The organism is Bradyrhizobium sp. BR2003 (genome assembly GCF_009720285.1).
GTDB classification, from domain to species: Bacteria; Pseudomonadota; Alphaproteobacteria; order Rhizobiales; family Xanthobacteraceae; genus Bradyrhizobium; species Bradyrhizobium elkanii.
The window spans coordinates 40,993-64,536 of record NZ_SMYJ01000038.1 but is presented as its reverse complement, the minus strand read 5'-3'; the positions used below and the strand labels follow the sequence as shown (position 1 = coordinate 64,536).

Genomic DNA, 23,544 nt, shown 5'->3' with positions numbered 1-23,544 from the left:
TCGACCGGCAGCCGGCGCGACGGTTGACCGCGGCAGCGCACGTTCGGCGCCGGACCGACGTCATGGCCGCGAATTTCGTGCGCATGTGCAGGACTTGCGACATCCCGGCGCGGCCGGCCCTTCGCGTCGATAGCCGGCGTTGCCAGTCATCACGATGCAAAGTCCGGCGAGGAACAGAGTTAATGGAAATCAATAAATGAGAGACAAATTCGCGCCCGTGTCTCGCGCCGCGCGAATCGACGCCGATCACCGGTGCCGGCGACGGCCACGTCGTCTGCCCTCTAGAGGGTATAGTTTCAACACTACAACCCTTGTGCAATTGGACAGGCAAGCTATGTTCGCAATCATTCCACACGCCAAGAGTAGGTGATGCGAGACCGTAAGTGCTCCCGCCCTCGGCAGGAGCACCAATGTCCGCGGTATCGCGTCCGCCCAATCGTCTGTTGCAAGCACTTCCCTCCACGGAGTACGCGCAGCTTCATCCCCTTCTGGAAACCGTCGACCTGACCAGGGAAACGGCGCTCGCCGATGCCGGCGCGCCGGTGCAGCGGGTTTATTTTCCGCATAGCGGCGTGGTCTCGATGATGATCAATCTGTCCGACGGGCAATCTGTCGAAATTGCAACCATTGGTCGTGACGGCGTCGTGGGCGCGTCTGCCGCCCTGCACGAGCGGCCGCTGCTTGCCGACGCAATTGTTGTGGTGCCAGGCTCGGCCTCGATGGTGCGTGCGGAGGATTTCCGCGAGGCAGCAGATCGCAGCGCGGATTTCCGGACCCTGGTTGCGCTCTATGAGCAGGCGCTGATGGCGCAGACGCAACAATCCGTCGCCTGCAATGTTTCCCATCCGGTGGAGGCACGGCTGTCGCGTTGGCTGCTGCGCGCGCGCGATTTGTGCGGCAGCGAGGCGTTGCCGCTAACCCAGGAGATGCTGGCGCAGATGATCGGTGTCCGGCGCAATGCGGTTTCGATTGTCGCACATGGGTTTCAGCAGGCCGGCATCCTGCGTTACAGCCGCGGTCATATCGAGATCACCGATATCGACGGCCTGCGGAAGGCGGCGTGTGAATGCTACACGACGGTCAAGGCGCACGCCGAACGATTGATCGGGCCGGAAGACTGACCGGCGCACCGCCCTGCCCCGACTGTGACCGGCCGGACAACGCGAATGTGCGGCGATAGGTCTATTCCTATTGGAACCAAGACATGTTTCCATTGGAACCCTGGCGTGCCAGAATAGGTTGCAACGACGTCCAGCCGCACGTCAGCCCTGGGCCCAGAGACAAGCTTTGCCGGTAGGCTGGAGGTTGCTTTGGAAACGGTTCCTCGATCACCCAACGGATTCCTGGCGTCGCTCTCGGCAAGCGATTTCGAATTGATTCGGCCGCATCTGCGGACCGTCGACCTCGCGACCGATTCGGTCCTGGTCGAGACCGACGAGATGCTCAAGCGGACATACATGCCGCACAAGGGCGTGATCTCGCTGGTGGTCAAGCTGGCAAGAGGCGAGCGCGTGCAGGTCGCGATGGTCGGCCGCGACAGCATTTATGGCGCGTTCGCCCCGCTCGTCGAAGGGCCCGTCCTCAATAACGCCACAGTGCTGGTGCCCGGCATCGCCTCGACCGTGGAACTCGAGCCGTTGCGCGCAGCTGCCGGCCAGAGCCCGACGCTTCGCGCGCGATTGATCCGGCATGGGCTCGCCGTCTATGCCCAGATCCAGCAGACCGCCGGCTGCAACGCCGTGCACACCGTGGAGTCACGGCTGGCGCGATGCCTGCTGCACACGCGCGATCTCTCCGGCAGCAACAAGATCGTCCTGACGCAGGAGGCGATGGCGCAGATGATCGGTGCGCGCCGCAACAGCGTGTCGCTGGTCGCGCATACCTTGCAACAGGCCAATTTCATCCACTACAGCCGCGGGCACATCGAGATCACCAACGCGGATGGGCTGATCAGGACCGCGTGCGAATGCTACGCCGCGGTCAAGGCGCAATATGCGAGACTGCTGAATTGTCAGGAAGTCGGCCGCTAGAGTTGGTCATCTTGCCGCGTTGTCTTCGCGCGACCCCGCACCCGCTTCGCTCGAAAGCGCTCTGACCGCCGTGCAAGCCGTACTTCTACGGCGTGCGATTTTCACCGTCGGATAACGCTGCATCCGCACAGTTGCGTGGACGCACGGGGGAGCCGATGTTCACGTACCAGACGACCGACCGGAAGGAAGCCCGGCGCTTCCGCATGGCTCAGTTCAACGGCCGGACCGCGACCATACGGTCGGCCGGCGCGACCGTCACGGGACGCGTGCGCGCGATCGTCGAAAGCAAGTCTGGCGCGACGGCGGCATGGGTGGTCACGATCGTTCCGGATGAGCCGAAGGCGGCCGCGCCGGCCGCGCGGCTCGCGCCGCGCCTGTGCTTCGCCGCGGAAGACGATTTCTGAGAACCGGGTTCTAACGAACCGAACGGGGTTCTGGATTGCAGTTTTGGCGCGTCTTCTTGACGCGAACCACTCCGCTTGAAAACGCTCTATGCGGAATGCAGCAAGGCCTTGCGGACGAGATCGGCGGTGTTGCGCGCGCCGAGCTTGCGCATGGCCTCGGCGCGATGGCTCTCGAACGTGCGCGGGCTGATATTCATCCGCAGCGCGCCCTGCTTGTTGGAACAGCCGTCGCTGATCAGGCTGAGCACTTCCCGCTCGCGCTTGGTCAACGGCTTGCGGCCGGCTTCCGGCGCGAACATGACATCCGGCGACCTGGAGCCTGCCGGCTTGTCGTCGCCCGGCGGCTTGAGATCGACGGCCGGGACGGCATTGGGATAGAGGTCGGAAATCTGCTTCAGCATCGCGGACACGCGCTCGGTCTGCTCGAGCGCGTTCTCGATCACCTGCCGCAGATAGACGCCATTGCCGGGCGCGTGCGCGAATTGCTGACTGTGCTGTTTGAGCTCATTCATATAGAGCAACAGCGCCGTCACCGGCCCATTGAACTGCCGGACAATCGCGGCACCGGCGTCGGCCTGCGGCCGCAGCGCTGCGGTTCCCTGAGTCTCGAGCGGCTGCGGCTCAGGCGGCTGCGGCTCGAGCGTCGCGGTTCCACCCATCCATGCCGGAAGGCGCGCCTCGGCTCGATTGTCATGTTGCGTCATAGGTATGGTTTACCAATGGTGAACTTGTGGCCGCGTTAACACGGGACTCCGTAAAACTACGGGTGACGCAACTGTGACCTCGGGCCCCGACCTGCCAAGCAGGCGCAGATTACCGCTGATTTGGCAACGAATCTCGCATATTTGAGTCGAATTACAGTATTCTTACGGGACGGGTGGGCTCGGGTGCCATCGGCGAGATTCTCGGCCTGGCGTTGACCTTCAACAGGCCAGCCGTTTCCGGCCCCCTGGTTCCGGATTGAAAAGGGCCGGAATTCGCGGCCCGGCATCGCCTCAGGGGCGCCGGAGCCGAAGGAATTTCTGCAGGAACCGCCCCGAAAGAACGAACCTGAACCACCAATACGCCATTCGTCGGGTCGTCATCGATCATCCCTCTCGGCATCGGGATAGGGTCGGCATACCGCATGCGGGCGCGCGCACCTATGAGACGGTTCACATCAACCGAGCCGCATCGGGTGCGCATTGGGCCGGGATCGGATCAGGCGAATGTCAATTTACAGACCCGACAGGCGTCGCGATGATCGCCGCCTCTCGATCAGCAAGGGCGCGGCCATGAAGCGAGGGCGGAACGGGTCCTGGATATCCTGGATGACGATTGCGGCGCTCGCCGCGGCACTGCTGCTTGGCGCAGGCGCGCGGGCCCAGACTCCGCCGACCAGCGATGCAACGCCGACGCCCGACAACGCGGTCATGCTCACCATCTTCTTCAAGCATGATCAGTCACGCCCGCTCGGTGAGCTCAATGCCCAACTTGAGCGGCAGGGCTTCTACAAGGCGTTTCCGCCCGAGGGGGTCGAGGTCGTCAGCTGGTACGTGATGATGGGGATCGGCCAGGTGGTGACGCTGCGGCTGCCGGCATCGCGGCTGCGCGAGGTCAACCGCGTGATCGAGAACAGTGCCTGGGGCGCCTACCACACCGAGTTCTACCCGACCTATGACTACAAGGCGGTCGGGATCGGCAATCATGAAAAAGCAAAGCAGTAGCTGGTCGCATCGAGACCGATGCCGGGAGTCACGGCCGCGCGCCGGACTTGCCGGTTTTGACCGAAGACCGGGCTAGCGATTGAATCCGATCCACCGCCTATGCGTGGGCCCGCGAGCGCTGGCTCAATCTCTTTGCCAGTGTCCGCAAATCCTCGGCGCGCCCGCTGCAAAGCAGCCGGCTGAATTCGTCAGGATCGATGGAGGCAGGCGGAAAATCGGCTGGTTTGCTTGCGGCCCGGCGTAGCCAGGTCAATCGGAAGAGACGCTTGAGCATCTTCATGGTTGTCAGCCCCGATGAGCGTCATTGTTAAATCGCGGCAATGAAATTTGGTTCCACCTCATGTGGTCGCTCGGCGCGGAATTTCGTTCAATGCCGTCAGGCGAGCAGCGCCTTGCGCTTTCGCACCCGCGCAATGGATCGCTGAACCGCGGCGCGATCCAGCGCCCCGTCTTGCACCGCACCCGCGACAGCCGCGGCGATGCCGGCCATCTCCTGCTCCTGATCGAACAAATTGTTGCCGATGCAGATCATGTCCATGCCGGCGGCGATCGACTGCAGGCTGGCCGCGCTTGTGCTGAGCGCCCTCTGCAGCCCCTGCATCTGCATGTCGTCGGTGATCAGCAGCGTCTCGGGCAGGCGGCGGCGAAGCCGGTCGAGCCCGGCCGATGACAATGTCATCGGATGCTGCGCGTCCCACTGCCGGACAATGGCGTGGCTGACCAGCACCGCATCGCCATAGGTGCGCGGCGCCAGCGCGTAGAACAGCTCCTCCTGCTCGGGACGCAGCGCATCGGAAATGTCCATGAACTCCAGGTGCGAATCGACGCTCGCACCGCCGATGCCCGGAAAATGCTTCAGGCAGAGGCCTACTCCCGCCTGCCGTGCCGCAGCGTCGACCAGCCGGGCATTGGCCTCGACCTCACCGATATCGGGCGAATAGGACCGCTTGATCCTGCCGATGTTGGGATTGTCGGAATTGTAGTCGACATCGATGACAGGCGCGAAATTGTAGCGGATGCCGAGCCGGCGCAGTTCGCCGTAGCTTGCGGCGAGGACCGTCTGCTTTTCCGCACGCGCGAGCAGATTGAACTCCTTCGCGCTCGGCAGTGGCTGAAAACCGCAGGTCTCCTTGAGCCGGCGCACCAGCCCACCCTCCTGGTCGATGAAGACCAGCGGCCGCGACGGCAGCGCCGCGATCTCGGCGCAGAGCGACTGCACCTGCGCGGGCGAGGCGATGTTGTTGCCGTATTGCCGGGTCTGGCAGGAGTAGTCGAACAGGATCACCCCGCCGAGCCCGAATTGCGCGGCAAATTCCTTCAGCCAGGGCGGAATGACCTTGCCGTGGAAGCCGAGGATGAAAAGTTCGCCGATGGACATGGCCGCTCGATTCGGTTGCCGCATGGAATAGCACGCTGCGGCGGCGGTAAGAATATGACGCAGGCAACAGTTCGACCGCGTTCCCCGCGCTCGCATCACTATGTTAAGACACGCTGGCGGGCCTCGATCGCCTGCCACGACACAAGGACTTTCGGAAACGCCCATGACAGCAGCTTACATCCCGCAAATGGCCCTTTACCGCCAATGGCTGAAGCAGACGCGCGGCCTTGAATTTGCGGATTTCGAAGCGATGCGGCGCTGGTCGGTCACCGAAATCGACGCCTTCTGGCAGAGCGTGTGGGACTATTTCGACCTGCGCTCGCCGACGCCGCATTCGGCGGTGCTGGCCGATCGCAAGATGCCGGGCGCGGTGTGGTTTCCCGGCGCTTCGGTGAACTACGCGCGCCAGGTCTTTCGCCATGTCGCGCCGGCGCATGCCGCGGGACTGCCGGCCCTGATCTCCAGCGGCGAGGACGGCAAGCTCTCCGAGACGAGCTGGCCGGAGCTGCAGCGCAAATCGGCGGCGCTGGCGCTGCATTTGAGGGCTCACGGCGTGCGCGCCGGCGACCGGGTCGCCGCCTACTTGCCGAACATTCCCGAGACGATCATCGCGTTCCTCGCGACCGCAAGCCTCGGCGCGGTCTGGAGCGTCTGTGCGCCCGACATGGCGGCGCCCGCGGTGATCGATCGCTTCAAGCAGATCGAGCCGAAGGTGCTGATCGCCTGCGACGCCGTGACCTATGCCGGCCGGCGCCACGACCGGCAAGGTGTGATCGAGGAATTGCGGCGCGCGCTGCCGACCGTCGAGCATGTCATCCTGCACAGCGACGCCGCGCCGTCCGAGACGCGATTGTCATCGATCCTGGCGGGCCAGAGCGCGGAGATCGACGCCTTCGAGCCGGAATGGCTGCCGTTCGATCATCCGCTCTGGATCGTCTATTCCTCGGGCACCACCGGCTTGCCGAAGCCGATCCTGCACAGCCATGGCGGCATCATCGTCGTGGCGCTGCCGCTCTCGACGCTACACAACGACATCGGCTGCAGCTATCAGCCAAACTCGTTCGGCGAACGCTTTCACTGGTACTCTTCGACCGGTTGGATCATGTGGAATTGCCAGGCCAACGGCCTGCTCAACGGCACGACCTGCTGCATTTTCGACGGCAGTCCCGGCGGCACCAAGGACAAGCCGGACTGGACCACGCTTTGGCGCTTCGTCGCCGACGCCAAGGCCACCTTCTTCGGCGCAGGGGCGGCGTTCTTTGCCAATTGCACCAAGGCGGAGATCGATCTCGCCGCCGTCGGCGACCTCTCGGGCCTGCGCACGCTCGGCTCGACCGGCTCGCCGCTCAGCGCCGACACCCAGGCCTGGTTCAACGAGCGCTTCTCCGCGCTTGCGAAGCAGAACGGCAACGCCGCGCAGGCCGATATGTGGTGGGCCAATATTTCCGGCGGCACCGACTTCGCCGGCGCCTTCATCGGCGGCAATCGCGAATTGCCGCAGACGCCGGGCATCATGCAGTGCCGCCTGCTCGGCTGCGCGGTCGAAGCGTTCGACGAGCAGGGCCGCGCGGTGATCGACGAGGTCGGCGAGCTCGTCTGCACCGAGCCGCTGCCCTCGATGCCGCTGCGCTTCTGGAACGATCCCGGCAACGCGCGCTACCTTTCCAGCTATTTCGAGACCTATCCCGACAATTTCGACGGGTCCGGCCGCGGCCCGGTGTGGCGGCATGGCGACTGGCTCAAGATCAATCCCGACGGCTCCTGCGTGATCTATGGCCGCAGCGACGCCACCATCAACCGCCATGGCTTGCGGATGGGCACCAGCGAGCTCTACTCCGCGATCGAGGCGCTGCCGGAGGTGCTGGATTCGATGGTCGTCGACCTCGAATATCTCGGCCGCGACAGCTACATGCCGCTGTTCGTGGTGCTGCGCGAGGGCATTGCGCTCGATGCCGCGATGAAAGGCAAGATCAACAAGGCGGTCGAGGCGGGACTGTCGCGCCGCTTCCTGCCCAACGACATCTTCGTCGTAGCGGAGATTCCGCGCACGCTGTCCGGCAAGAAGCAGGAGCTGCCGGTCAAGAAGCTGCTGCTCGGCCATCCCGTCGAGAAGGTCATCAACCGCGACGCGATGGCTAATCCCGGCTGCCTCGACTGGTATCTCGATTTTGCGAAGAGCTATCTGAGCAAGCAGGCCGGCGCGGCGTAACGGCCGCCGAATGCCCCTCGCGTTTGGGATCTCACGACATGTCTTCACCCAGCTACATCGACCCGCTCAACGGAAAGCTCTATCCACTGGATATCCCGCGCTGGTGCTCCGACGAAGGCAAGCCGCTCCTGATAACGCCGCTGCCGGGCATCTCCCGCGACGACATCGATCGCGCGACGCGGTCGCTGTGGCGCTATCGCGCGGCGCTGCCGGTCGAAATCAGGCAGCCGATCACGATGGGTGAAGGCTGCACGCCTGCCGTCGAGAAGGCGTGGGATGACCTGCGGCCGCATTTCAAGCTCGAATGGTTCAATCCGACCGCAAGCTTCAAGGATCGCGGCACCACGGTGATGCTGTCGTTCCTGCGCCAGCTCGGCGTCGATCCGGTGCTGGAAGACAGCTCCGGCAATGGCGGCGCCTCCGTTTCAGCCTATGGCGCGGCGGGCGGCATGCGGGTCAGGATCCTTGCGCCGGCCACGACGTCACCGATGAAGGTGGCGCAGATGCACGCCTTCGGCGCCGAGGTGCAGCTGGTCGAAGGCCCGCGCGAGGAATCAGAGGCGGAGGCGATCCGCCAGTCGAAACAGATCTTCTACTCCAGCCACAACTGGCAGCCGTTCTTCCTGCAGGGCACCAAGTCGCTGGCCTACGAGATCTGGGAAGATTTCGGCTTCACCGCGCCCGACAACGTCATCATGCCGGTCGGCGCCGGCAGCAGCCTGCTCGGCTGCTATATCGGCTTCAAGGAACTCCTCGCGGCCGGACAGATCGCGCGGCTGCCGCGCCTGTTCGCGGCGCAGCCGCTCAACTGCTCGCCGGTCGATGCCAGCTTCGCCGCCGGCGTCGACACGCCCATCGATCGCGCGGTCCACAAGACCATCGCCGAAGGCACCGCGATCAAGCACCCGCTGCGGCTGAAGCAGATGATCGCGGCGCTGAAGGAGAGCGGGGGCGGCACGGTGGCAATTCCCGAAGACGGCATCGTCGCCGCGTTGAAGCGGCTGGCGCGCAGCGGCCTGTTCGTCGAGCCGACCTCGGCCTCGGCCGCCGCCGCGCTCGACGTCCTCAAGGCGCGCGGCGCGATCCGGCCGGCGGAGCGCACCGTCGTCATCATCAGCGGCACCGGGATCAAGGCGGCGGGGCTGATCACGGAGCTGCTGGGCAGCTAGTCAACCTGCCATCGCGCCCGCGACGGCCGCGTGCGCCGGCGCGGCGTGTGCCCGCGCGACGTTATCGAGGAACTGCCGCACGCTCTCCCGCCAGGTGAAGGTCAAAGCGTGGGCGCGGCATTTCTCGCGCGGCACCAGCAGCGCACCCAGCGCCGCGCGACGGAGATCGTGATCGAGACAGCCGCAGCCCGACTTGCCGATCACATCGAGCGGTCCCATCACCGGAAACGCCGCAACCGGCAGGCCGCAGGCCAGCGCCTCGAGGATCACCATCCCGAACGTATCGGTCAGGCTTGGAAACACCATGACGTGGGCGGACGCATAGACGTCGGCGAGCGCCCGCCCCGTCCGCGTGCCGAGAAAATGCACCTGCGGAAACCGGGCCTGCAGACTGCTGCGCAGCGGCCCATCCCCGACCACGACTTTCGAGCCCGGCAGGTCGAGACCGAGAAAGGCGTCGAGGTTCTTCTCGACCGCGACACGACCGACATAGAGGAACACCGGTGCCGGGAAGGCCAGCGGCCGCTTCGCGCGCGGACAGAACAGTTCGGCGTCGACGCCGCGCGACCATGGCATCAACTTCCGGAAGCCATGCGCCTTCAGCGCCCGCTCGAGCGACGGCGAGCCGACCATGATGCCGTCACCGCCATTGTGGAAACGGCGCAGCGCCGCGTAGCTCCACTGCAGCGGCACCGGCAGCCGCGCCGCGAGATATTCGGGAAAGCGCGTGTGATAGCTGGTGGTGAACGGATAGCCGCGCGTCTGGCAGACATGCCGGCTGATCCAGCCGATCGGGCCTTCGGTCGCGATGTGCACCGAGTCCGGGCGCGCAGCCGCGATGGCTCGCGCGATCCGCCCGATCGTCGGCAGCGCAAGCCGGATCTCCGGGTAGCCCGGCAACGGCACGGTGCGGAAATCGGCCGGCGTGAGAAACGTAATCTCCGCGCCGAGCGACGGCGCTTCGCGGGCGAGATATTCGAGCGAGCGGACCACGCCATTGATCTGCGGCCGCCAGGCGTCGGTTGCCACGAGCACGCGCATCAGGCGGCCGCCTGCGCGAGCGGCGCGAGGGCTACCCTATCCAGCGCTCCCTGCGCATCCGCCCATCGAACGATTTCGAACTGCCCGTCGTAGCGCTCGACCACTCCGGTGCAGGACTCCACCCAGTCTCCGGTGTTGATGTAGCGGACGCCGAAATCGTCGTGCAACGCCGCGTGATGGATGTGGCCGCAGATCACGCCTTGAACATTGCTGCGCGCGGCCTCCGACGACAGCACCTCCTCGAACCGGCCGATGTAGTTGACCGCATTCTTGACCCGCAACTTCGCCCAGGACGAGAACGACCAATAGCCGAAGCCAAACCGGCGCCTGATCCGGTTGAGCCAGACGTTGCTGGCCAGCGCGGCCCGATAGCCGACATCGCCGATCAGCGCGAGCCAGCGCGCATGGCGCACCACAAGATCGAAATGATCGCCGTGAACGACGAGATAGTCGCGGCCGTCGATACCGCGATGGATCGCCCGCTCGGCAATTTCGACGCCGCCGAATGCCGCGCCGGCATAGTCACGCAGGAACTCGTCGTGATTGCCGGGAATGTAGATGAGACGGCGGCCCTGCTGCGCGAGCGCGATCAGCTCCCGCACGACGGCATTGTGCACCGTCGGCCAGTACCAGCTCGAGCGCAGGCACCAGCCATCGACGATGTCGCCGACCAGGAACACGGTTTCGGCATCATGGTGACGAAGGAAGTCGATGAGCCGCTCGGCCTGGCATCCCCTGGTCCCGAGATGGACGTCGGAGACGAACAGGCTCCTGACCTTGACGACATCCCGCGGCGAGGCCTGCGTGGCGCCGGCGCGCACACCATGCGACACAGGATCGACATTGCCGCCGTCCGGCCGGAACACCACGGCCATGGCTTCGGCCAATCCCGCGAGAAGCTTCGTGACATCGCGACCGGCGCAGCGCCTGAAGATCGAGCGATGCCAATAGATGCCTGCAATGAGTACCAGCAGCGCGAACTCGGCCGCGCGATATCGCCCGCCGGACGCCGCGTGACCAAACTGATAGCTCGCGGCCAGGACCAGCAGTGTCGCGGCAGCGCGCTCGAGTGTATCCGAACCGGGCCGCAGGCGGGACCACAGGGCTCTCATGCGCCTTCCTCCACCGGCAAGCGTGAGGGGAGCGCAAGCGGCGGCGTGACGCTCCGCGGCGCGAGCGAGCGCTTGTAGAAACGAAATCCCAGGAGCAGCGCGACCTCCACGGCGATCAGGATGACCACCACCCAGAAGCCGAGGCTGACCGGATCGTGGCCGCTGCCGCGCAACGCATAGCCGAGACTGAGGAACGGCATGTTCCAGATCACGGTGCCGATCGCCGTCGCCATCACGAAGGCGCGCGGCTCCAGCCGCAGCACGCCTGCAGGCAAGGCCAGATAGATCCGCACGGTGGGCAGGGTCTGCCCGATCAGCGTCACCCAGAAATGATTGCCTCGATAGGCATCGGTGAGCTGCTGGTAGAGCGAGGGCCGCAGCAGCACGAACTTGCCATAACGCGTCACCAGCCCTTCGATGCGCCGCGAGCCGAGCGCGCGGCCGAGCCCGTACCAGCCGATCGCGCCGACGACGGATCCGGCGCTGGTCGCGAGGATCGTCATCGCGAGCATCGAGCCGTCGGAGACCGTCAATCCGAGCAGCATCAGCAAAACGTAGGACGGCAGCAGCGGGATGAACTTCTCAGCGACGGCGAGGCAGCCGACGCCGACTAGGCCAAAGTGCAGAAACATCGCGATCGTGCTCGACGTGTCCATGGCGCCTCGATCAAGCGTGGGCGTGACGGCGGCTGATCCGGTATACGGACGCCGGCGGCAGGTTGAGGAACGTCTGTCCGATGCAGCTCGCCTGCAGATCGAGGCGATCCAGGATCGCGTCCGCGACCGGACAGCGCGGACCATAGGTGATCTGGTAGAACGCCCCGCCGGCGCGGAGATAGCCGAAGGCGCCGTGCAGGATGGTCATGACTTTCTCCGGCGGCATCATGAGCAGCCCGAGGCCGCTCACGACCGCACCGACCGGCGCCCCGTCGAACAGACTATCCCTGCGCAGCCAGGCCGCGTCCATCCAGAGCACCCGCGCGCCTGGGAAGCGCCGCTGCAGCAGCGGGATGAACTCGGAGCCGTACTCCACCAGCGTCAGGTCCTGCTGCCTCACGCCACGCTTTAGCAAAGCGCGGGTGAAGACGCCCGTGCCGGGGCCAAGCTCGAGCACGGGGCCAGTGTCCGCGGTGATCTCCTGCGCCATCAGGGACGAGACAGCGGGCCCCGATGGCGCGACCGCGGCGACACGCAACGGATTGCGCACCCAGGCGCGGACGAACGGCAGGATGTCAGCGGCCGACATGCTGATGCTCCCGCATGATCTGCACACAGCCGGTCCGGCGCCACGGATTCGTCAACAAGGCCATTCGCGTGTCTTTCGCATTGCGGGTGCCTCCCATCGTGCGTGGAAGGCTCCCGCCGGTTGAGCAATGCCGGTCGGTGATGGGACGTTTCGACCGCCCGATGCACGCCTCTGTCTCATGCGAAGCTTGCGCGAGCCTGTCGCCACTGCGCGCGCGAGCGAAATTTTCGCCTGCGACGCATTCACGTGGCGCAAACCGCAAGGTTGCCGCAATGAATGGGACATAAAGCCGGCAGATCGATGCAGAGGTAGAGACAACGAATGCGAGTGCTGTTGGTGGAGGACCAGCCGGACATGGTCGCGGCGCTGCGTGCGGCACTCGCGCGCCACGACATGCTGGTCGATCACGCGCCGGATCTTCTGGAAGCCGAGGCGATTGCCGCCGCGGGAAGCTACGACGCCATCGTGCTCGACCGGCAATTGCCCGACGGCGACGGGCTGTCGCTGATTCCGAAATTGCGCGCGAGCGGCAATACCGTGCCGGTGCTGGTGCTGACTGCCCGCGGTGAGCTCGCGGACCGGGTCTCGGGTCTCGACAGCGGAGCCGATGATTATCTCGGCAAGCCGTTTGCGTTCGAGGAGCTGCTGGCGCGGCTGCGGGCGCTGTTGCGTCGGCCCGCCAATGTGCAGCAGCATGTCGCGCGGATCGGCCGCCTGGCGTTCGACTTCACCCATCGCGAGGCCAATGTCGACGGACGCCCGCTGGAGATGCCGCGTCGCGAACGGCTGGTGCTCGAGACGCTGATGCACCGGATGGGACGCATGGTGCAGCGCTCCGCGCTGATGGAGGCGGTTTACGGTCTTGACGACGACGTGCAGCCCAATGCGCTGGACAGTCATGTGTCGCGTTTGCGCCGCAGGCTCACGGAGGCCGACGCCGGCGTCACGATCAACGGCGTTCGTGGTCTCGGCTATGTGCTGCGAGAGATATCGTGAGCGTGCTGCGACCGCGATCCCTCACCTGGCGCCTGGTCGGGCGCCTCGCCGGCCTGCAGGCTGTTGCGTTGACCCTGCTGATTCTGCTGATCGGGGCCGCTGCGATCGGGCTGCTATGGGCAGGGCTCTTGATCGGGGAGTACCAAGGCAGCACTCTCGACACGCTGAGGGACGCCATCACCCGCGATGAAGCGGGCCGACTGACGCTGCGCCAGACGCCGGAATTGGCCGCCCTGCGCGCCGAGCACGCCGATCTCTGGTTCATCATCCGCGACGCTGACGGTCACCAGATCTCCGAGGGCACCGTGCCCTCGCAATTCGCACCGATCGCAGCGGCCCTCGAACATGTCAGCGAGGCGGTGCTCAAGTGGAACACCGCCGACGCCCCGCGTCCCGCAGGACTCGTCAAGACGGTCGACACGTCGGCTGGGCCGCTCCAGATCCTGACCGGAACATACGGCGAGCTCTCGATGTGGCGAGCGCTGCAGATCACACCACAGCTGTTCCTCAACATGATCCTGCCGATCGTCGTATTGATGACGCTGGCGACGCTGGTCGCGACCCCGTTCGTGGTGCGCCGGGCCATGAAGGGCCTCGCACTGGTCGCGGCGCAGGCCGAACGCATCGACATCGACCAGCGTGGCGTGCAGTTGCCGCTCGACGATGTCCCGGTCGAGATCACCCCGCTGGTCAAGGCCATCAATGCCGCGCTCGACCGCCTCGACAAGGGTTACGAACGGCACCGCCGCTTCCTCGCCGATGCCGCGCACGAGCTGCGCACGCCGATCGCGATTCTCTCGACACGGGTCGCCTCGCTGCAGGCCGGACTGGAGAAGACCCACCTGCTGGAGGACGCCACCCGCCTCAGCGTCATGGCGGGCCAGCTGCTGGACCTGCAACGGCTCGACCAGCGCGCCGACACGTTCGGCCCGGTCGATCTCGTCGGCATTGCGCGACAGGTCGTCCTCGACCTCGCGCCGCTGGCATTCGCGGCCGGATATGAAATGTCGTTCGAGCACGACGTCGAGACGATCATGGTGACCGGCGACCAGACCTCGCTCGAGCGCGCCCTCACCAATCTCGTGCAGAATGCCGTCGACCACGGGCAGCGGCGCGGCACGATCCTGGTTCGGGTGGCGGCCGCCGGCCGGATCGAGGTCAGCGACGATGGCGACGGCATTCCACCCGACGCGCGCGAGCAGATCCTGGAGCCGTTCCGCCGGCTGCATCCCGGCGGGCGCGGCGCCGGCCTCGGCCTCGATCTGGTGCAGACCATCATGCGACTGCATGGCGGCCGGATCGAGGTCGATCAGGCGCCGTCCGGCGGCGCCTGCATGCGCATGGTATTCCCCGAGGTTCAGCTACGCTGTTGATCGGCCGGAGGTCGACGCCGCGCGGCGGGACTAAAGCGCGATGAGATTGAGTTGAATCGTCATCGCGCTTTAGCTCCTTGTTTGAGCATGATCTTTTGGGAAAACCGCTTCGCACTTTTCCGGATCATGCTTTAACCCGCCTTGCGCAGCCGCAGGGATTCGTAGAACGCCGTCTCGAAATTGATGTAGCCGAGAAAGGACGTCGGATCGCCAAACGGCAGGATTTGCGTCGCCCAGTACCCGCCAAAACCGTTCTGCCGATCGATCCAGTAGAACAGATTGGCGAGACCGGCCCAGCCCAGCGCGCCGGCGGGGCGGCCGGTCGGAGCCTGCTCGTCATTGATCATGAAGCTCAGCGCCCAGGACTTCGACTGACCGGGGAAGAACTCGGCGTCGTTGGCAAGCGAGGTGATCACGCCGGTGATCGCGGTGACCTTGTTGTTGCCGAGATGGTTCTTCTCCGCCATCCGCACGGTCTCCGCCTTGAGGACACGCCCGTGCTCGCCGGCGCCGTCGTTCAGCCACATCCGGATGAAGCGCATGTAGTCGCCGATGGTCCCGTAGAGCCCGTGGCCGCCCATGTGGATCTCGGGCTTGGCCGGCAACTCGAAATCCATCGGCGTGAGCGAGCCGTCGGCATTGCGGGCGTGGATGCCGGCAAGCTTGCGGCGCATCGCGTCGGTGAGCTCGAACGTCGTGTCCATGATCCCGAGCGGCTCGAAGATGCGTGTCTTGAAGACTTCGCCGAGCCGCCTGCCGGTGATGGCCTCGACGATCTGGCCGCACCAATCCATGTTGGTGCCGTATTCCCAGCGCTCGCCCGGATCGAACAGCAGCGGCGTCATCAGCGAAGCCTTGGACGCCGTGATGACGCTGGGCTGCCCCTTCTCCTGTGCCAGCCGGTTATAGGTGTGATTGATGAAGTCGTAGCTCAGACCCGCTGAATGGACCATCAGCATGCGGGTGGTGATGTCGCGCTTCGGTGGACGCAGCCGCGGCTCGCCCTTGTCGTCAAAACCCTCGATCACCTGGAGCTTGCCGATGTCGGGCGCGTAGGTCCTGGCGGGCGCGTCGAGATCGAGCTTGCCTTCCTCGACGAGCTGCAGGACGGCCGTCCCGGTGATCGCCTTGGTGGTCGAGAAGATGGCGAACACGCTGTCGGTCGTCATGTCGGCCGGCTGGTCGAGGCGGCGCTTGCCGGCGGCACCTTCATAAATGTTGCGATGGCGGTCGGTCACCATCGCCACGACGCCGGGAACGCGCGGGTTTGAAGTCACGACGCCGTCAAGGATTGCATCGGCGGCTGCACTGAAGTTCGTGCTCATTGTCTTCCTCCACATCTTGTAATGTTTGACTTGCGTAGCCCGGATGCAGCGAAGCAAAATCCGGGACCGATGACTTCGGGCGTCCCCGGATTGCGCTTCGCTTCATCCGGGCTACGAAATCCAGTTCCGATCAGCCTTACTGCACGGCGAAGCCGCGATAGCCGCTGGCGGCGACCTCGTCGCATTTCTGGCGGTAGGTGCCGACACCGCCGCAATAGGACAGCACCCGGCGCGGCTTGCCCTCGACATTGGAGCCCAGGTACCAGGAGTTGGTCTTCGCGATCAGTGTTGCGTTGGCGGTCTCATCGTGATGCGCCACCCACTGATCTTCGGTATCCCTGGTCGGCTCGATGACGTTCAGGTTCTTGCCGCGTAGATATCTGATGCAATCGGCAATCCACTCTACCTGCTGCTGCAGGCAGGTGGTCATGTTGCAGAGTGCGGCCGAGGGCGCGAGCGGCACCGCCGTCGTGAACAGGTTCGGATAGCCATGGACCTGCAGGCCCATCGTGGTGCGGATGTCCCTGCCCCAATCGTCCTTCAGCGATCGCCCGTCGCGGCCGCGGATGTCGATGCGCGTCAATGCCCCCGTTCCGGCGTCGAAGCCGGTCGCCAGGATGATGACGTCGAACTCATGCACCGTGCCGTCGGCGGTCTGGATTCCCTCGGGCGTGATGCGGGCGATCGGATTGTTCTTGACGCTGACGATCTCGACATTGGGCCGGTGGAAGGCCTCGAGGAAATTACTCTCCAGCGGCACCCGGTGCGTGCCAAAACCGTAGTCGGCGGGAACCAGCAGTTCGCACAGCTTGGGGTCCTTGATCCGCTCGCGCATCTTCTCGCGCACGAATTCGGTGATCTCGGCGTTGACGGCTTCGTCGAAGAACAGTTCGGCGAAGGACGAAACCCACAGCTTCAGGGATCCGTCGTTCCAGCAGTCTTCGATCACCTGGCGGCGCTGCTGTGGCGTCAGGTCGGCCCAGGCATGCTCGAAGTCGAATTCGAAGCCGGTGAACGTCTTGGGCAGCCGCTCGGTGAGGAACTTGAATTTCGACTTGTAGGCCTCGGCATCGGACGCATCCCATTTCGGGTTCTTCATCGGGATGATGTATTGCGGGGTGCGGATGAACACCTTGAGATGGCCGACCTCACCGGCGATCGACTGGATCACCTGGATTCCGGTCGCGCCGTTGCCGACCACGCCGACGCGTTTGCCGGCGAGCTCGATCGGCCCCTTGGGCCAGCGCGCGGTGTGGAACAGCTTGCCCTTGAACGTCTCCTGTCCCGGGAAGGACACGTGCGGGGCCGAGAGCATGCCGCAGCAGGTGACGAGGAACTGGGTATCGATCACGTCGCCCTGGTCCGTCGTCACCAGCCAGCGTTGCGTCGCCTCATTGAAATGCGCGCTCTTCACCGTGGTACCGAACTGAATGTCCTTCCTGAGGTCGAGGCGGTCGGCGACGTAGTTCAGCCAGCGCTCGATTTCCGGCTGGCCCGGGAATCGTTCGCTCCAGCTCCAGCCTTTGTAGAGTTCCTCGGAGAACAGGTACTGATAGGTGTGGCCTTCGGAATCGAAGCGCGCCCCGGGATAGCGGTTCCAGTACCAGGTGCCGCCGACGCTTGACCCGGCGTCGATCGCCTTGACACTCAGTCCCTGCTCGCGCAGGCGGAACAATTGATAGAGACCGGCGACGCCGGCGCCGACGACCACGGCGTCGAGCTTGGTGGTTGCATGCGCACCGTTGCTTCCATTCGATCTCGTGACGGTCTCCGTCATGGTTTCCTCCTGTATCCTGCTTCACACACGCTCCAATCGCCGGCGTCGCCGGGTGATTGTGCGTTGCGTCAATTTGGTCTCGACCGCTGTCGCCGAAACGCAGAGCAGGCTACGGGCCGCTCGACCGAACGGCTTGGATGAAACCGACAATCTCTGGAACGCTGCCGTTCAATTGCCCGACCGGCCATTGGTCTCCTTGGCAAACGGCGAAAGCGGCCTATTCTGCGCTCCGCCGTCCGGCCAAGAACAAGCGGTCAACCGCGCCACCAATCCCAGGGAGGAGGCTCGCGCGATGGGCCAGTTGATCACGGTCGAGGAGCTGCCGCGCTACGCTCCCGGCGAGATGAAGCTGGATAGTTTGTCAGTCGGGAGAAGCGATTTCCGGCTGCGCATCTTCCGCTATGCACCGTCCGACATCTGGGTCCCGCCATCGGAGAACTTCCTCCTCGTGCTCTATCGCGACGGCGTGACGTCGATGAACCGCCGCGTCACCGGCGCATGGAAGCAGGATCACGTCGGTCGCGGCGTCACGTCGCTCATGACGCGCGCAGAGCCGTCAAGCTGGCACTGGAAGAATGACATCGAGGTCAGCCATTTCTACATCTCCCCTGCCCTCATGGCGAAGACTGCGAGCGATGCCTTCGACCGCGACGCCGAAACGATCGAGATTCACGACCTGCTCAAGGTCGAAGACCCAATGCTGACCTGGATCAACGATCAAATGGTCCAGGAAGTTGCCTCAGGAGGTCCGGGCGGACGCCTCTGCTATGATGCGCTGGCGCTGCAGGCGAGCGTGCACATCCTGCGGAAATATGCGGCGATCGAGTTCAAGATGCCCTACGCGCAAGGACGCTTTCGCCCGGCGCATGCCCGGCTGATCGAAGACTATATCGAGCAGAACATCTTCCGGAACATCACGCTGGAGGAGCTCGCGAACATCTGCAATTGCACGCCGGTCCAGTTCGCCCGCAAGTTCCGCGTGCATTACGGCATGCGGCCGCATGCCTATGTCCTGCGGCGCAAGGTCGAGCATGCGTGCCAGCATCTGCGCAAGGACCGCGTCGCGCTGAAGGAGATCGCGCTGCTCGCCGGCTTTGCCGATCAAAGCCACCTCAATCGCGTGTTCCGGCAGCACATGAACGTCACGCCGGCGGAATATCGCCGGCAGGTCTGCGAGCGCACGGTCCAGGCGTGAGACCGGGTCAGCGACGGCCTCACACCGGCGGCGGATTGAGGCGCGCGAAGCCTTCCTGGATTCGGTAGGGATAGTACGGATAGGCCGGCATCTCCGCGCTCGCGCGGTCGAGACGCGCGATCTGGTTTGGCGAGAGCGACCACCCGACCGCGCCGAGATTGTCGCGAAGCTGTGCCTCATCGCGCGCGCCCATGATCACCGACGATACGCTCGGCCGCGTCAGCAGCCAGGCAATCGCAATCTGCGGCACGCTGCGGCCGGTCTCTGTGGCCACCGCGTCCAGCGCGTCGACGATGGCATAGAGCTTCTCGTCGTCGACCGCCGGCCCGAACTGCGCGGTCTCATGCAGGCGGCTGTTGGCGGGCAATGGCTGGCCGCGCCTGATCTTGCCGGTGAGGCGGCCCCAGCCGAGCGGGCTCCAGACCAGCGCGCCGACGCCCTGGTCGAGCGCGAGCGGCATCAGCTCGGATTCATAGTCGCGGCCGACCAGCGAATAATAGACCCTGATGCGCCACATAGCGCGGCCAGCCCTGCCGCTCGGCGACACCGAGCGATTTCATCAGATGCCAGCCGGAAAAATTCGAGGCGCCGACATAGCGCAGCTTGCCAGCACGCACGAGCGTGTCGAGCGTCGACAGCACCTCGTCGACCGGCGTGAAGGCATCAAAGGCATGAAGCTGCAGCAGGTCGATATAGTCGGTGTTGAGCCGGCGCAGCGCGGCGTCGACCGCGGCGACCAGGCGATACCGCGACGTGCCGGCATCGAGCGGGCCGTCGCCCATCGGCAGGCCGGTCTTGGTCGAGATCAACACCTTGTCGCGGCGGCCCTTGATCGCGGCGCCGAGGATCTCCTCCGACGCGCCGTTCGAATAGACGTCGGCGGTGTCGAACAGGTTGACGCCGGCCTCGAGACAGATGTCGATCAGCCGTCGCGCCTCGCTGGCGCCGCTGCGGCCCCAGGCCGAAAACAGCGGTCCCTGTCCACCGAACGTGCCGGTGCCGAAACTGAGCGCCGGGACTTTCAGGCCGGATGCACCGAGATTGCGGTATTCCATGGTCATGCTCCCTTGATCCGATTCATTCCGCCGGGCACTGCGCGGCGAGCGCGATCGGCCGATCGAGCCGCAGGCTCCACAGCGCGAGCAACAGGCCGATTGCCGTGATGACGGCGGCCACCAGCGGCAGCGCGCCGAGGCCGAGGCCGCGATCGATGGTGACGCCGCCGGCCCAGGCACCGAGCGCGTTGCCCAAATTGAAGGCCGCGATGTTCAGGCTGGAGGCCAGCGTCCGCCCTTCGACGCCGGCGGCTTCGAGCACACGGAGCTGCAGCGGCGCGACGGTCGCGAACGCGGCGATGCCGAGAACGAACAGCAGCACGACCGCCAATGCCTTGATCGAGACGACCGCCGTCAGCGCGACGAGCACGGCCGCGAGGCCACCGAGCGATACCAGCAGCGCCCGCGCAAGTCCCTTGTCGGCGAGCCGCCCGCCCGCGACGTTGCCGATCGCAAGGCCGGCACCGAACACCAGGAGGATCGGCGACACCGCGGCGTCGGAAAAGCCGGTGAGCCGCGTCAGGATCGGCTGCACATAGGTGAAGACCGCGAACAGCCCGCCGAAGCCGAACACCGTCATGGCAAGTCCCAGCAGGACCTGCGGGCGGCCGAGCACGGCGAGCTCCTCGCGCAGCGGCGCGGGCTTGTCGTTGGCGCCGACATGGCCGGGGACCAGCAAGGCCAGCACGATGAACGCGATCACGCCGATCGCCGCCACCGCCCAGAACGCCGCGCGCCAGCCGAGCATCAGGCCGAACCAGGCGCCGAAGGGCACGCCGAGCAGGGTCGCGACCGTGAGCCCGATGAACATCGTGGCGATCGCCGAGGCGCGCTTGTCTTCCGGGACGAGGCTTGTCGCCACCACCGAGCCGACGCCGAAGAAGGTGCCGTGCGCCAGCGAGGTGAGAATGCGCGCCGCCATCAAGAGCCCGTAGCTCGGCGCCAGCGCGCACGCCGCATTGCCGAGCGTGAAAATCGCCATCAGCGCCAGCAAGACCGCCTTGCGCGGCATCCGCCGCGTCGCCAGCGTCAGGATCGGCGCGCCGACGAATACGCCGAGCGCATAGCCGGAGATCAGCAGTCCTGCCGCGGATACGGATACCTGCATGTCGGCGGCGACCTGCAGCAGCAGTCCCATGATGAGGAATTCGGTGGTGCCGATGCCAAAGGCACCGGCGGTCAAGGCAAGGACTGCAGCAGGCATGTGTCGCTCCGGACAAAAGGATTCCGCAAAGCGAGATAGCGGTCCGGACCGGGAAGGATTAGAATTGCCGTAATCCAATCATTTGTGACTTGAATTCAAGATGGCCCGCACAGACACCAACCGCTCCGGCGAAATGGACGTATTCGTCCGCGTCGTCGATCTCGGCGGCTTCACGGCTGCCGCGAACAGCCTGCGCCAGACGCCGTCCGGCGTCAGCAAGCTGGTCTCGCGGCTCGAGACGCGGCTCGGCACGCGGCTCGTCAACCGCACCACGCGCAAGCTGCAGCTCACCGAGGAAGGCCAGGCCTTCTACCAGCGCGCCCAGCGCATCCTCGCCGATATCGACGAGGCCGAACGCGAGGCCGCTTCATGCGTGCCGCGCGGCCATCTCACCGTGAACAGCAACATCCCGTTCGGCATGCTGCATGTGATGCCGCTGCTGCCGCGCTTCATGCGCGAACATCCCGACATCACGCTCGACATCGTGCTGACCGACACGCTGGTCGATCTGATGCAGGAGCGCGCTGATATCGCGATCCGGGTCGGCCCGCTCGGCGCCTCGCGGCTGATCGCACGCAAGCTCGGCACCAGCCGCATGGTGGTGGCCGCCGCGCCGTCCTACCTCGCCCGCTTCGGCACGCCGAAGACGCCGGCCGACCTCGCCGCCCATCGCGGCATCGGCTGGACCTTTCCGCGCAGCATCCGCGGTTGGCCGTTCCGCCGTGCTGAAAGGATCGAGGAAGCGCTGCCGCCGCCGGTCGCCCGCGTCAGCGACGGCGAAGCCGCGCGTCAGCTCACGCTCGGCGGGATCGGACTGGGCCGGCTGGCGCTGTTCCACATCGGCCCCGATATCGAGGCCGGCCGTCTGGTGCCGGTGCTGCAAAATCTCAATCCTGGCGACCGCGAGGACATCCATGCGGTCTATGTCGGCCATGCCGGCCCGCTGCCGGCGCGGGTCCGCGCTTTCATCGATTTTCTAGCGCAACACATCCGCATCGGCGATCCCTCGCTGCGGCGCGGCGTCGATGGAAAATGGAAGGTCGTGGGCGACAAGTGAGTGCTCGATGAAAGACGATCGCCTGGCCCCGCACCTTGTCACCGAGACGATCCGCATCGCTACCGAGCCAAAGCAGGTGTGGGACGCGATCATGGACCCCAATGCGGGCGTGAGATGGCGCAATGCGCATTTCAGGGCCGATTGGCGGATCGGCGCGCCGATCGAAATCGAGGCGGAGATCGGCGCAAAGCGCTATCACGACAAGGGCCGCGTCCTCCATGTCGAGCCGCCGATGCGGCTCGAATACTCCTATTGGTCGCAGGTCTCCGGCCTGCCGGACGTTCCGCAATCCTATGCGACGATCACGATGACGCTCGTGCCTGACGGCGGCGAGACGGTGCTGACCGTCACCCAGCAGGTGCCGCCTTCGCCGATCCGCCGCGGAAGCGGCTGGGAAATCGGGCCCGACTCAGGCGCCAAACACGTTGCCTTCTACTGGCGCATGACGCTGCCGCGCCTGAAGCAGGCGGTCGAGCAAGGACGCGCCGCGCAGTAACGCGGCCTAGGCCCGCTTCAGCAGGAAGAGCTGCGTGACATAGGGGAACACCACTTCGTCGGCGTCGCCGAGACCGGCCTCACGCAGGATGCTGCCGGTCTTGTCGCGCAGGATCGCCTTCTCCGCACCGGGAAGATTGGCGACATAGCTCGTCGATGCAATGCGCTCGAAGACGTCCCGTCGCTTCATCCGGTGCGGATGGTCCTGCGCGATTTCCCTCTCGAGCACGAAGCGCGGGTCCTTCAGGATCCAGCGCCAGCGTCCGGTCCGTTGCCGGGGCGTGTCGCCCGCATAGCCCTCGATCATGACGGACAACGCCTCGACCCACGGCGTGCGGTCATCCCGGTTGTTCCAGACCAGCGCAAGCGTCCCGCCGGGGTGCAGCAGTCGCGCGATCTCGGCAACCGACGCTTCGTTGTCGAACCAGTGAAACGCCTGGGCGCAGGTGACGAGGTCGACGCTGCCGGTTTCGAGATTGATCGCATCGGCGCGCGCGTTGATGACCTCCACCCCGGCTTCCTTGGCCAGCTTGGTCGACATCTCGGCGACGGGCTCGACCGCGACCAGGCGCGCAGTCGCGGGCAAATGCTGCAGCAGCAGGCGGGTGAACTTGCCGGTTCCGGCACCGAGGTCGACGACACAGCGCGCAGCCGCAAGCGGCAGCGCGGCGACGATCTCCGCAGGGTAGCTCGGTCGGCCCGCCTCGTAGGCTGCAACCGCGACACGATAGTTCTCGGCAGTGGGGTTCAGTGTCATGCTTGCTTCTCCTGCG

General features: G+C 65.4%; 22 protein-coding genes and 1 pseudogene. 11 read left to right on the top strand and 12 right to left on the bottom strand.

Annotated features, from left to right (window positions below; translation table 11 throughout):
* Window positions 1-410 precede the first annotated feature (410 nt).
* The 3 genes from E2I15_RS32055 to E2I15_RS32045 all read left to right on the top strand — a co-directional run bounded on the left by E2I15_RS32055 (window position 411) and on the right by E2I15_RS32045 (window position 2,434).
* Window positions 411-1,121, top strand: a complete 711-nt coding sequence (locus E2I15_RS32055) for a Crp/Fnr family transcriptional regulator (protein WP_246668464.1) — start codon at window positions 411-413, stop codon at window positions 1,119-1,121.
* A 189-nt stretch (window positions 1,122-1,310) separates the two neighbouring features.
* Window positions 1,311-2,030, top strand: a complete 720-nt coding sequence (locus E2I15_RS32050; protein ID WP_137483861.1) for a Crp/Fnr family transcriptional regulator — start codon at window positions 1,311-1,313, stop codon at window positions 2,028-2,030.
* Window positions 2,031-2,185: 155 nt separating this feature from the next.
* On the top strand, window positions 2,186-2,434 hold the full coding sequence (locus E2I15_RS32045; RefSeq protein ID WP_137483862.1) for a hypothetical protein: 249 nt from the start codon (window positions 2,186-2,188) through the stop codon (window positions 2,432-2,434).
* Window positions 2,435-2,520: 86 nt separating this feature from the next.
* Here the strand turns inward: E2I15_RS32045 and E2I15_RS32040 are convergent, their stop codons facing one another.
* Window positions 2,521-3,138: a helix-turn-helix domain-containing protein gene (locus E2I15_RS32040; protein ID WP_137483863.1), complete on the bottom strand. Its 618-nt coding sequence runs from the start codon at window positions 3,136-3,138 to the stop codon at window positions 2,521-2,523.
* 606 nt (window positions 3,139-3,744) lie between these two features.
* Here E2I15_RS32040 and E2I15_RS32035 point away from each other — a divergent pair.
* Complete coding sequence (locus E2I15_RS32035; RefSeq protein ID WP_240536760.1) at window positions 3,745-4,140, top strand: hypothetical protein; 396 nt, start codon at window positions 3,745-3,747, stop codon at window positions 4,138-4,140.
* Window positions 4,141-4,237: 97 nt separating this feature from the next.
* Here E2I15_RS32035 and E2I15_RS32030 read toward each other — a convergent pair whose 3' ends face one another.
* Window positions 4,238-4,420: a hypothetical protein gene (locus tag E2I15_RS32030; RefSeq protein WP_137483864.1), complete on the bottom strand. Its 183-nt coding sequence runs from the start codon at window positions 4,418-4,420 to the stop codon at window positions 4,238-4,240.
* A gap of 96 nt (window positions 4,421-4,516) precedes the next feature.
* Entirely contained in the window at window positions 4,517-5,518 is a 1,002-nt protein-coding gene (locus tag E2I15_RS32025) for a glycoside hydrolase family 3 N-terminal domain-containing protein (RefSeq protein WP_137483865.1), read from the bottom strand.
* Window positions 5,519-5,681: 163 nt separating this feature from the next.
* On the opposite strand from E2I15_RS32025, the gene E2I15_RS32020 reads away from it, so the two are divergent.
* Complete coding sequence (locus E2I15_RS32020) at window positions 5,682-7,727, top strand: acetoacetate--CoA ligase (protein ID WP_137483866.1); 2,046 nt, start codon at window positions 5,682-5,684, stop codon at window positions 7,725-7,727.
* Between the two features lie 38 nt (window positions 7,728-7,765).
* A complete protein-coding gene (locus E2I15_RS32015; RefSeq protein WP_137483867.1) occupies window positions 7,766-8,896 on the top strand; it encodes a threonine synthase in 1,131 nt (376 codons plus the stop codon).
* Here E2I15_RS32015 and E2I15_RS32010 read toward each other — a convergent pair whose 3' ends face one another.
* From E2I15_RS32010 to E2I15_RS31995, 4 genes are all read right to left on the bottom strand, one after another.
* Window positions 8,897-9,937, bottom strand: coding sequence for a glycosyltransferase family 4 protein (locus tag E2I15_RS32010; RefSeq protein ID WP_137483868.1), 1,041 nt, complete (start codon window positions 9,935-9,937; stop codon window positions 8,897-8,899).
* Complete coding sequence (locus tag E2I15_RS32005) at window positions 9,937-10,758, bottom strand: UDP-2,3-diacylglucosamine diphosphatase (RefSeq protein WP_246668466.1); 822 nt, start codon at window positions 10,756-10,758, stop codon at window positions 9,937-9,939. Before E2I15_RS32005 ends, E2I15_RS32010 begins: the two co-directional genes overlap by 1 nt.
* Window positions 10,759-11,045: 287 nt before the next feature.
* Window positions 11,046-11,705: a DedA family protein gene (locus tag E2I15_RS32000; RefSeq protein ID WP_137483869.1), complete on the bottom strand. Its 660-nt coding sequence runs from the start codon at window positions 11,703-11,705 to the stop codon at window positions 11,046-11,048.
* 10 nt (window positions 11,706-11,715) lie between these two features.
* Complete coding sequence (locus E2I15_RS31995; RefSeq protein WP_137483870.1) at window positions 11,716-12,294, bottom strand: class I SAM-dependent methyltransferase; 579 nt, start codon at window positions 12,292-12,294, stop codon at window positions 11,716-11,718.
* A gap of 321 nt (window positions 12,295-12,615) precedes the next feature.
* Between E2I15_RS31995 and E2I15_RS31990 the strand changes: the two genes are divergently transcribed.
* Together E2I15_RS31990 and E2I15_RS31985 are read left to right on the top strand one after the other, a co-directional pair.
* Window positions 12,616-13,290, top strand: a complete 675-nt coding sequence (locus E2I15_RS31990) for a response regulator transcription factor (RefSeq protein ID WP_137483871.1) — start codon at window positions 12,616-12,618, stop codon at window positions 13,288-13,290.
* A gap of 5 nt (window positions 13,291-13,295) precedes the next feature.
* Complete coding sequence (locus E2I15_RS31985; RefSeq protein WP_137483892.1) at window positions 13,296-14,663, top strand: sensor histidine kinase; 1,368 nt, start codon at window positions 13,296-13,298, stop codon at window positions 14,661-14,663.
* 131 nt (window positions 14,664-14,794) lie between these two features.
* On the opposite strand, the gene acmB is transcribed toward E2I15_RS31985, so the two are convergent.
* Complete coding sequence (acmB, locus tag E2I15_RS31980; protein WP_137483872.1) at window positions 14,795-15,988, bottom strand: methyl acetate hydrolase AcmB; 1,194 nt, start codon at window positions 15,986-15,988, stop codon at window positions 14,795-14,797.
* A gap of 136 nt (window positions 15,989-16,124) precedes the next feature.
* The gene (locus E2I15_RS31975; protein WP_137483873.1) at window positions 16,125-17,765 is read right to left on the bottom strand and encodes a flavin-containing monooxygenase; all 1,641 of its coding nucleotides are present in this window, start codon (window positions 17,763-17,765) and stop codon (window positions 16,125-16,127) included.
* 292 nt (window positions 17,766-18,057) lie between these two features.
* Here E2I15_RS31975 and E2I15_RS31970 point away from each other — a divergent pair, with 292 nt between their 5' ends.
* The gene (locus E2I15_RS31970; RefSeq protein ID WP_137483874.1) at window positions 18,058-18,960 is read left to right on the top strand and encodes a helix-turn-helix transcriptional regulator; all 903 of its coding nucleotides are present in this window, start codon (window positions 18,058-18,060) and stop codon (window positions 18,958-18,960) included.
* Between the two features lie 19 nt (window positions 18,961-18,979).
* On the opposite strand, the pseudogene E2I15_RS31965 reads toward E2I15_RS31970, so the two are convergent.
* Together E2I15_RS31965 and E2I15_RS31960 are read right to left on the bottom strand one after the other, a co-directional pair.
* Window positions 18,980-20,015: pseudogene (locus E2I15_RS31965) on the bottom strand (aldo/keto reductase).
* A 22-nt stretch (window positions 20,016-20,037) separates the two neighbouring features.
* On the bottom strand, window positions 20,038-21,219 hold the full coding sequence (locus E2I15_RS31960; protein ID WP_137483875.1) for an MFS transporter: 1,182 nt from the start codon (window positions 21,217-21,219) through the stop codon (window positions 20,038-20,040).
* A gap of 100 nt (window positions 21,220-21,319) precedes the next feature.
* Here E2I15_RS31960 and E2I15_RS31955 point away from each other — a divergent pair, with 100 nt between their 5' ends.
* Window positions 21,320-22,276, top strand: a complete 957-nt coding sequence (locus E2I15_RS31955; protein ID WP_137483876.1) for a LysR family transcriptional regulator — start codon at window positions 21,320-21,322, stop codon at window positions 22,274-22,276.
* Between the two features lie 7 nt (window positions 22,277-22,283).
* Window positions 22,284-22,772 carry an SRPBCC family protein gene (locus E2I15_RS31950; protein WP_137483877.1) on the top strand — a complete coding sequence of 163 codons (489 nt, stop codon included), beginning with the start codon at window positions 22,284-22,286 and terminating at the stop codon, window positions 22,770-22,772.
* A 6-nt stretch (window positions 22,773-22,778) separates the two neighbouring features.
* On the opposite strand, the gene E2I15_RS31945 is transcribed toward E2I15_RS31950, so the two are convergent.
* A complete protein-coding gene (locus tag E2I15_RS31945; RefSeq protein ID WP_137483878.1) occupies window positions 22,779-23,528 on the bottom strand; it encodes a class I SAM-dependent methyltransferase in 750 nt (249 codons plus the stop codon).
* Window positions 23,529-23,544 lie beyond the last annotated feature (16 nt).

Bases quoted from the DNA above. Each gene is read 5' to 3' on its own strand.
- E2I15_RS32055 (WP_246668464.1), top strand. From the start codon at position 411: ATGTCCGCGGTATCGCGTCCGCCCAATCGTCTGTTGCAAGCACTTCCC.
- E2I15_RS32045 (WP_137483862.1), top strand. From the start codon at position 2,186: ATGTTCACGTACCAGACGACCGACCGGAAGGAAGCCCGGCGCTTCCGC.
- E2I15_RS32040 (WP_137483863.1), bottom strand. From the start codon at position 3,138: ATGACGCAACATGACAATCGAGCCGAGGCGCGCCTTCCGGCATGGATG.
- E2I15_RS32035 (WP_240536760.1), top strand. From the start codon at position 3,745: ATGACGATTGCGGCGCTCGCCGCGGCACTGCTGCTTGGCGCAGGCGCG.
- E2I15_RS32030 (WP_137483864.1), bottom strand. From the start codon at position 4,420: ATGAAGATGCTCAAGCGTCTCTTCCGATTGACCTGGCTACGCCGGGCC.
- E2I15_RS32025 (WP_137483865.1), bottom strand. From the start codon at position 5,518: ATGTCCATCGGCGAACTTTTCATCCTCGGCTTCCACGGCAAGGTCATT.
- E2I15_RS32020 (WP_137483866.1), top strand. From the start codon at position 5,682: ATGACAGCAGCTTACATCCCGCAAATGGCCCTTTACCGCCAATGGCTG.
- E2I15_RS32015 (WP_137483867.1), top strand. From the start codon at position 7,766: ATGTCTTCACCCAGCTACATCGACCCGCTCAACGGAAAGCTCTATCCA.
- E2I15_RS32010 (WP_137483868.1), bottom strand. From the start codon at position 9,937: ATGCGCGTGCTCGTGGCAACCGACGCCTGGCGGCCGCAGATCAATGGC.
- E2I15_RS32000 (WP_137483869.1), bottom strand. From the start codon at position 11,705: ATGGACACGTCGAGCACGATCGCGATGTTTCTGCACTTTGGCCTAGTC.
- E2I15_RS31995 (WP_137483870.1), bottom strand. From the start codon at position 12,294: ATGTCGGCCGCTGACATCCTGCCGTTCGTCCGCGCCTGGGTGCGCAAT.
- E2I15_RS31990 (WP_137483871.1), top strand. From the start codon at position 12,616: ATGCGAGTGCTGTTGGTGGAGGACCAGCCGGACATGGTCGCGGCGCTG.
- acmB (WP_137483872.1), bottom strand. From the start codon at position 15,988: ATGAGCACGAACTTCAGTGCAGCCGCCGATGCAATCCTTGACGGCGTC.
- E2I15_RS31975 (WP_137483873.1), bottom strand. From the start codon at position 17,765: ATGACGGAGACCGTCACGAGATCGAATGGAAGCAACGGTGCGCATGCA.
- E2I15_RS31970 (WP_137483874.1), top strand. From the start codon at position 18,058: ATGGGCCAGTTGATCACGGTCGAGGAGCTGCCGCGCTACGCTCCCGGC.
- E2I15_RS31960 (WP_137483875.1), bottom strand. From the start codon at position 21,219: ATGCCTGCTGCAGTCCTTGCCTTGACCGCCGGTGCCTTTGGCATCGGC.
- E2I15_RS31955 (WP_137483876.1), top strand. From the start codon at position 21,320: ATGGCCCGCACAGACACCAACCGCTCCGGCGAAATGGACGTATTCGTC.
- E2I15_RS31950 (WP_137483877.1), top strand. From the start codon at position 22,284: ATGAAAGACGATCGCCTGGCCCCGCACCTTGTCACCGAGACGATCCGC.
- E2I15_RS31945 (WP_137483878.1), bottom strand. From the start codon at position 23,528: ATGACACTGAACCCCACTGCCGAGAACTATCGTGTCGCGGTTGCAGCC.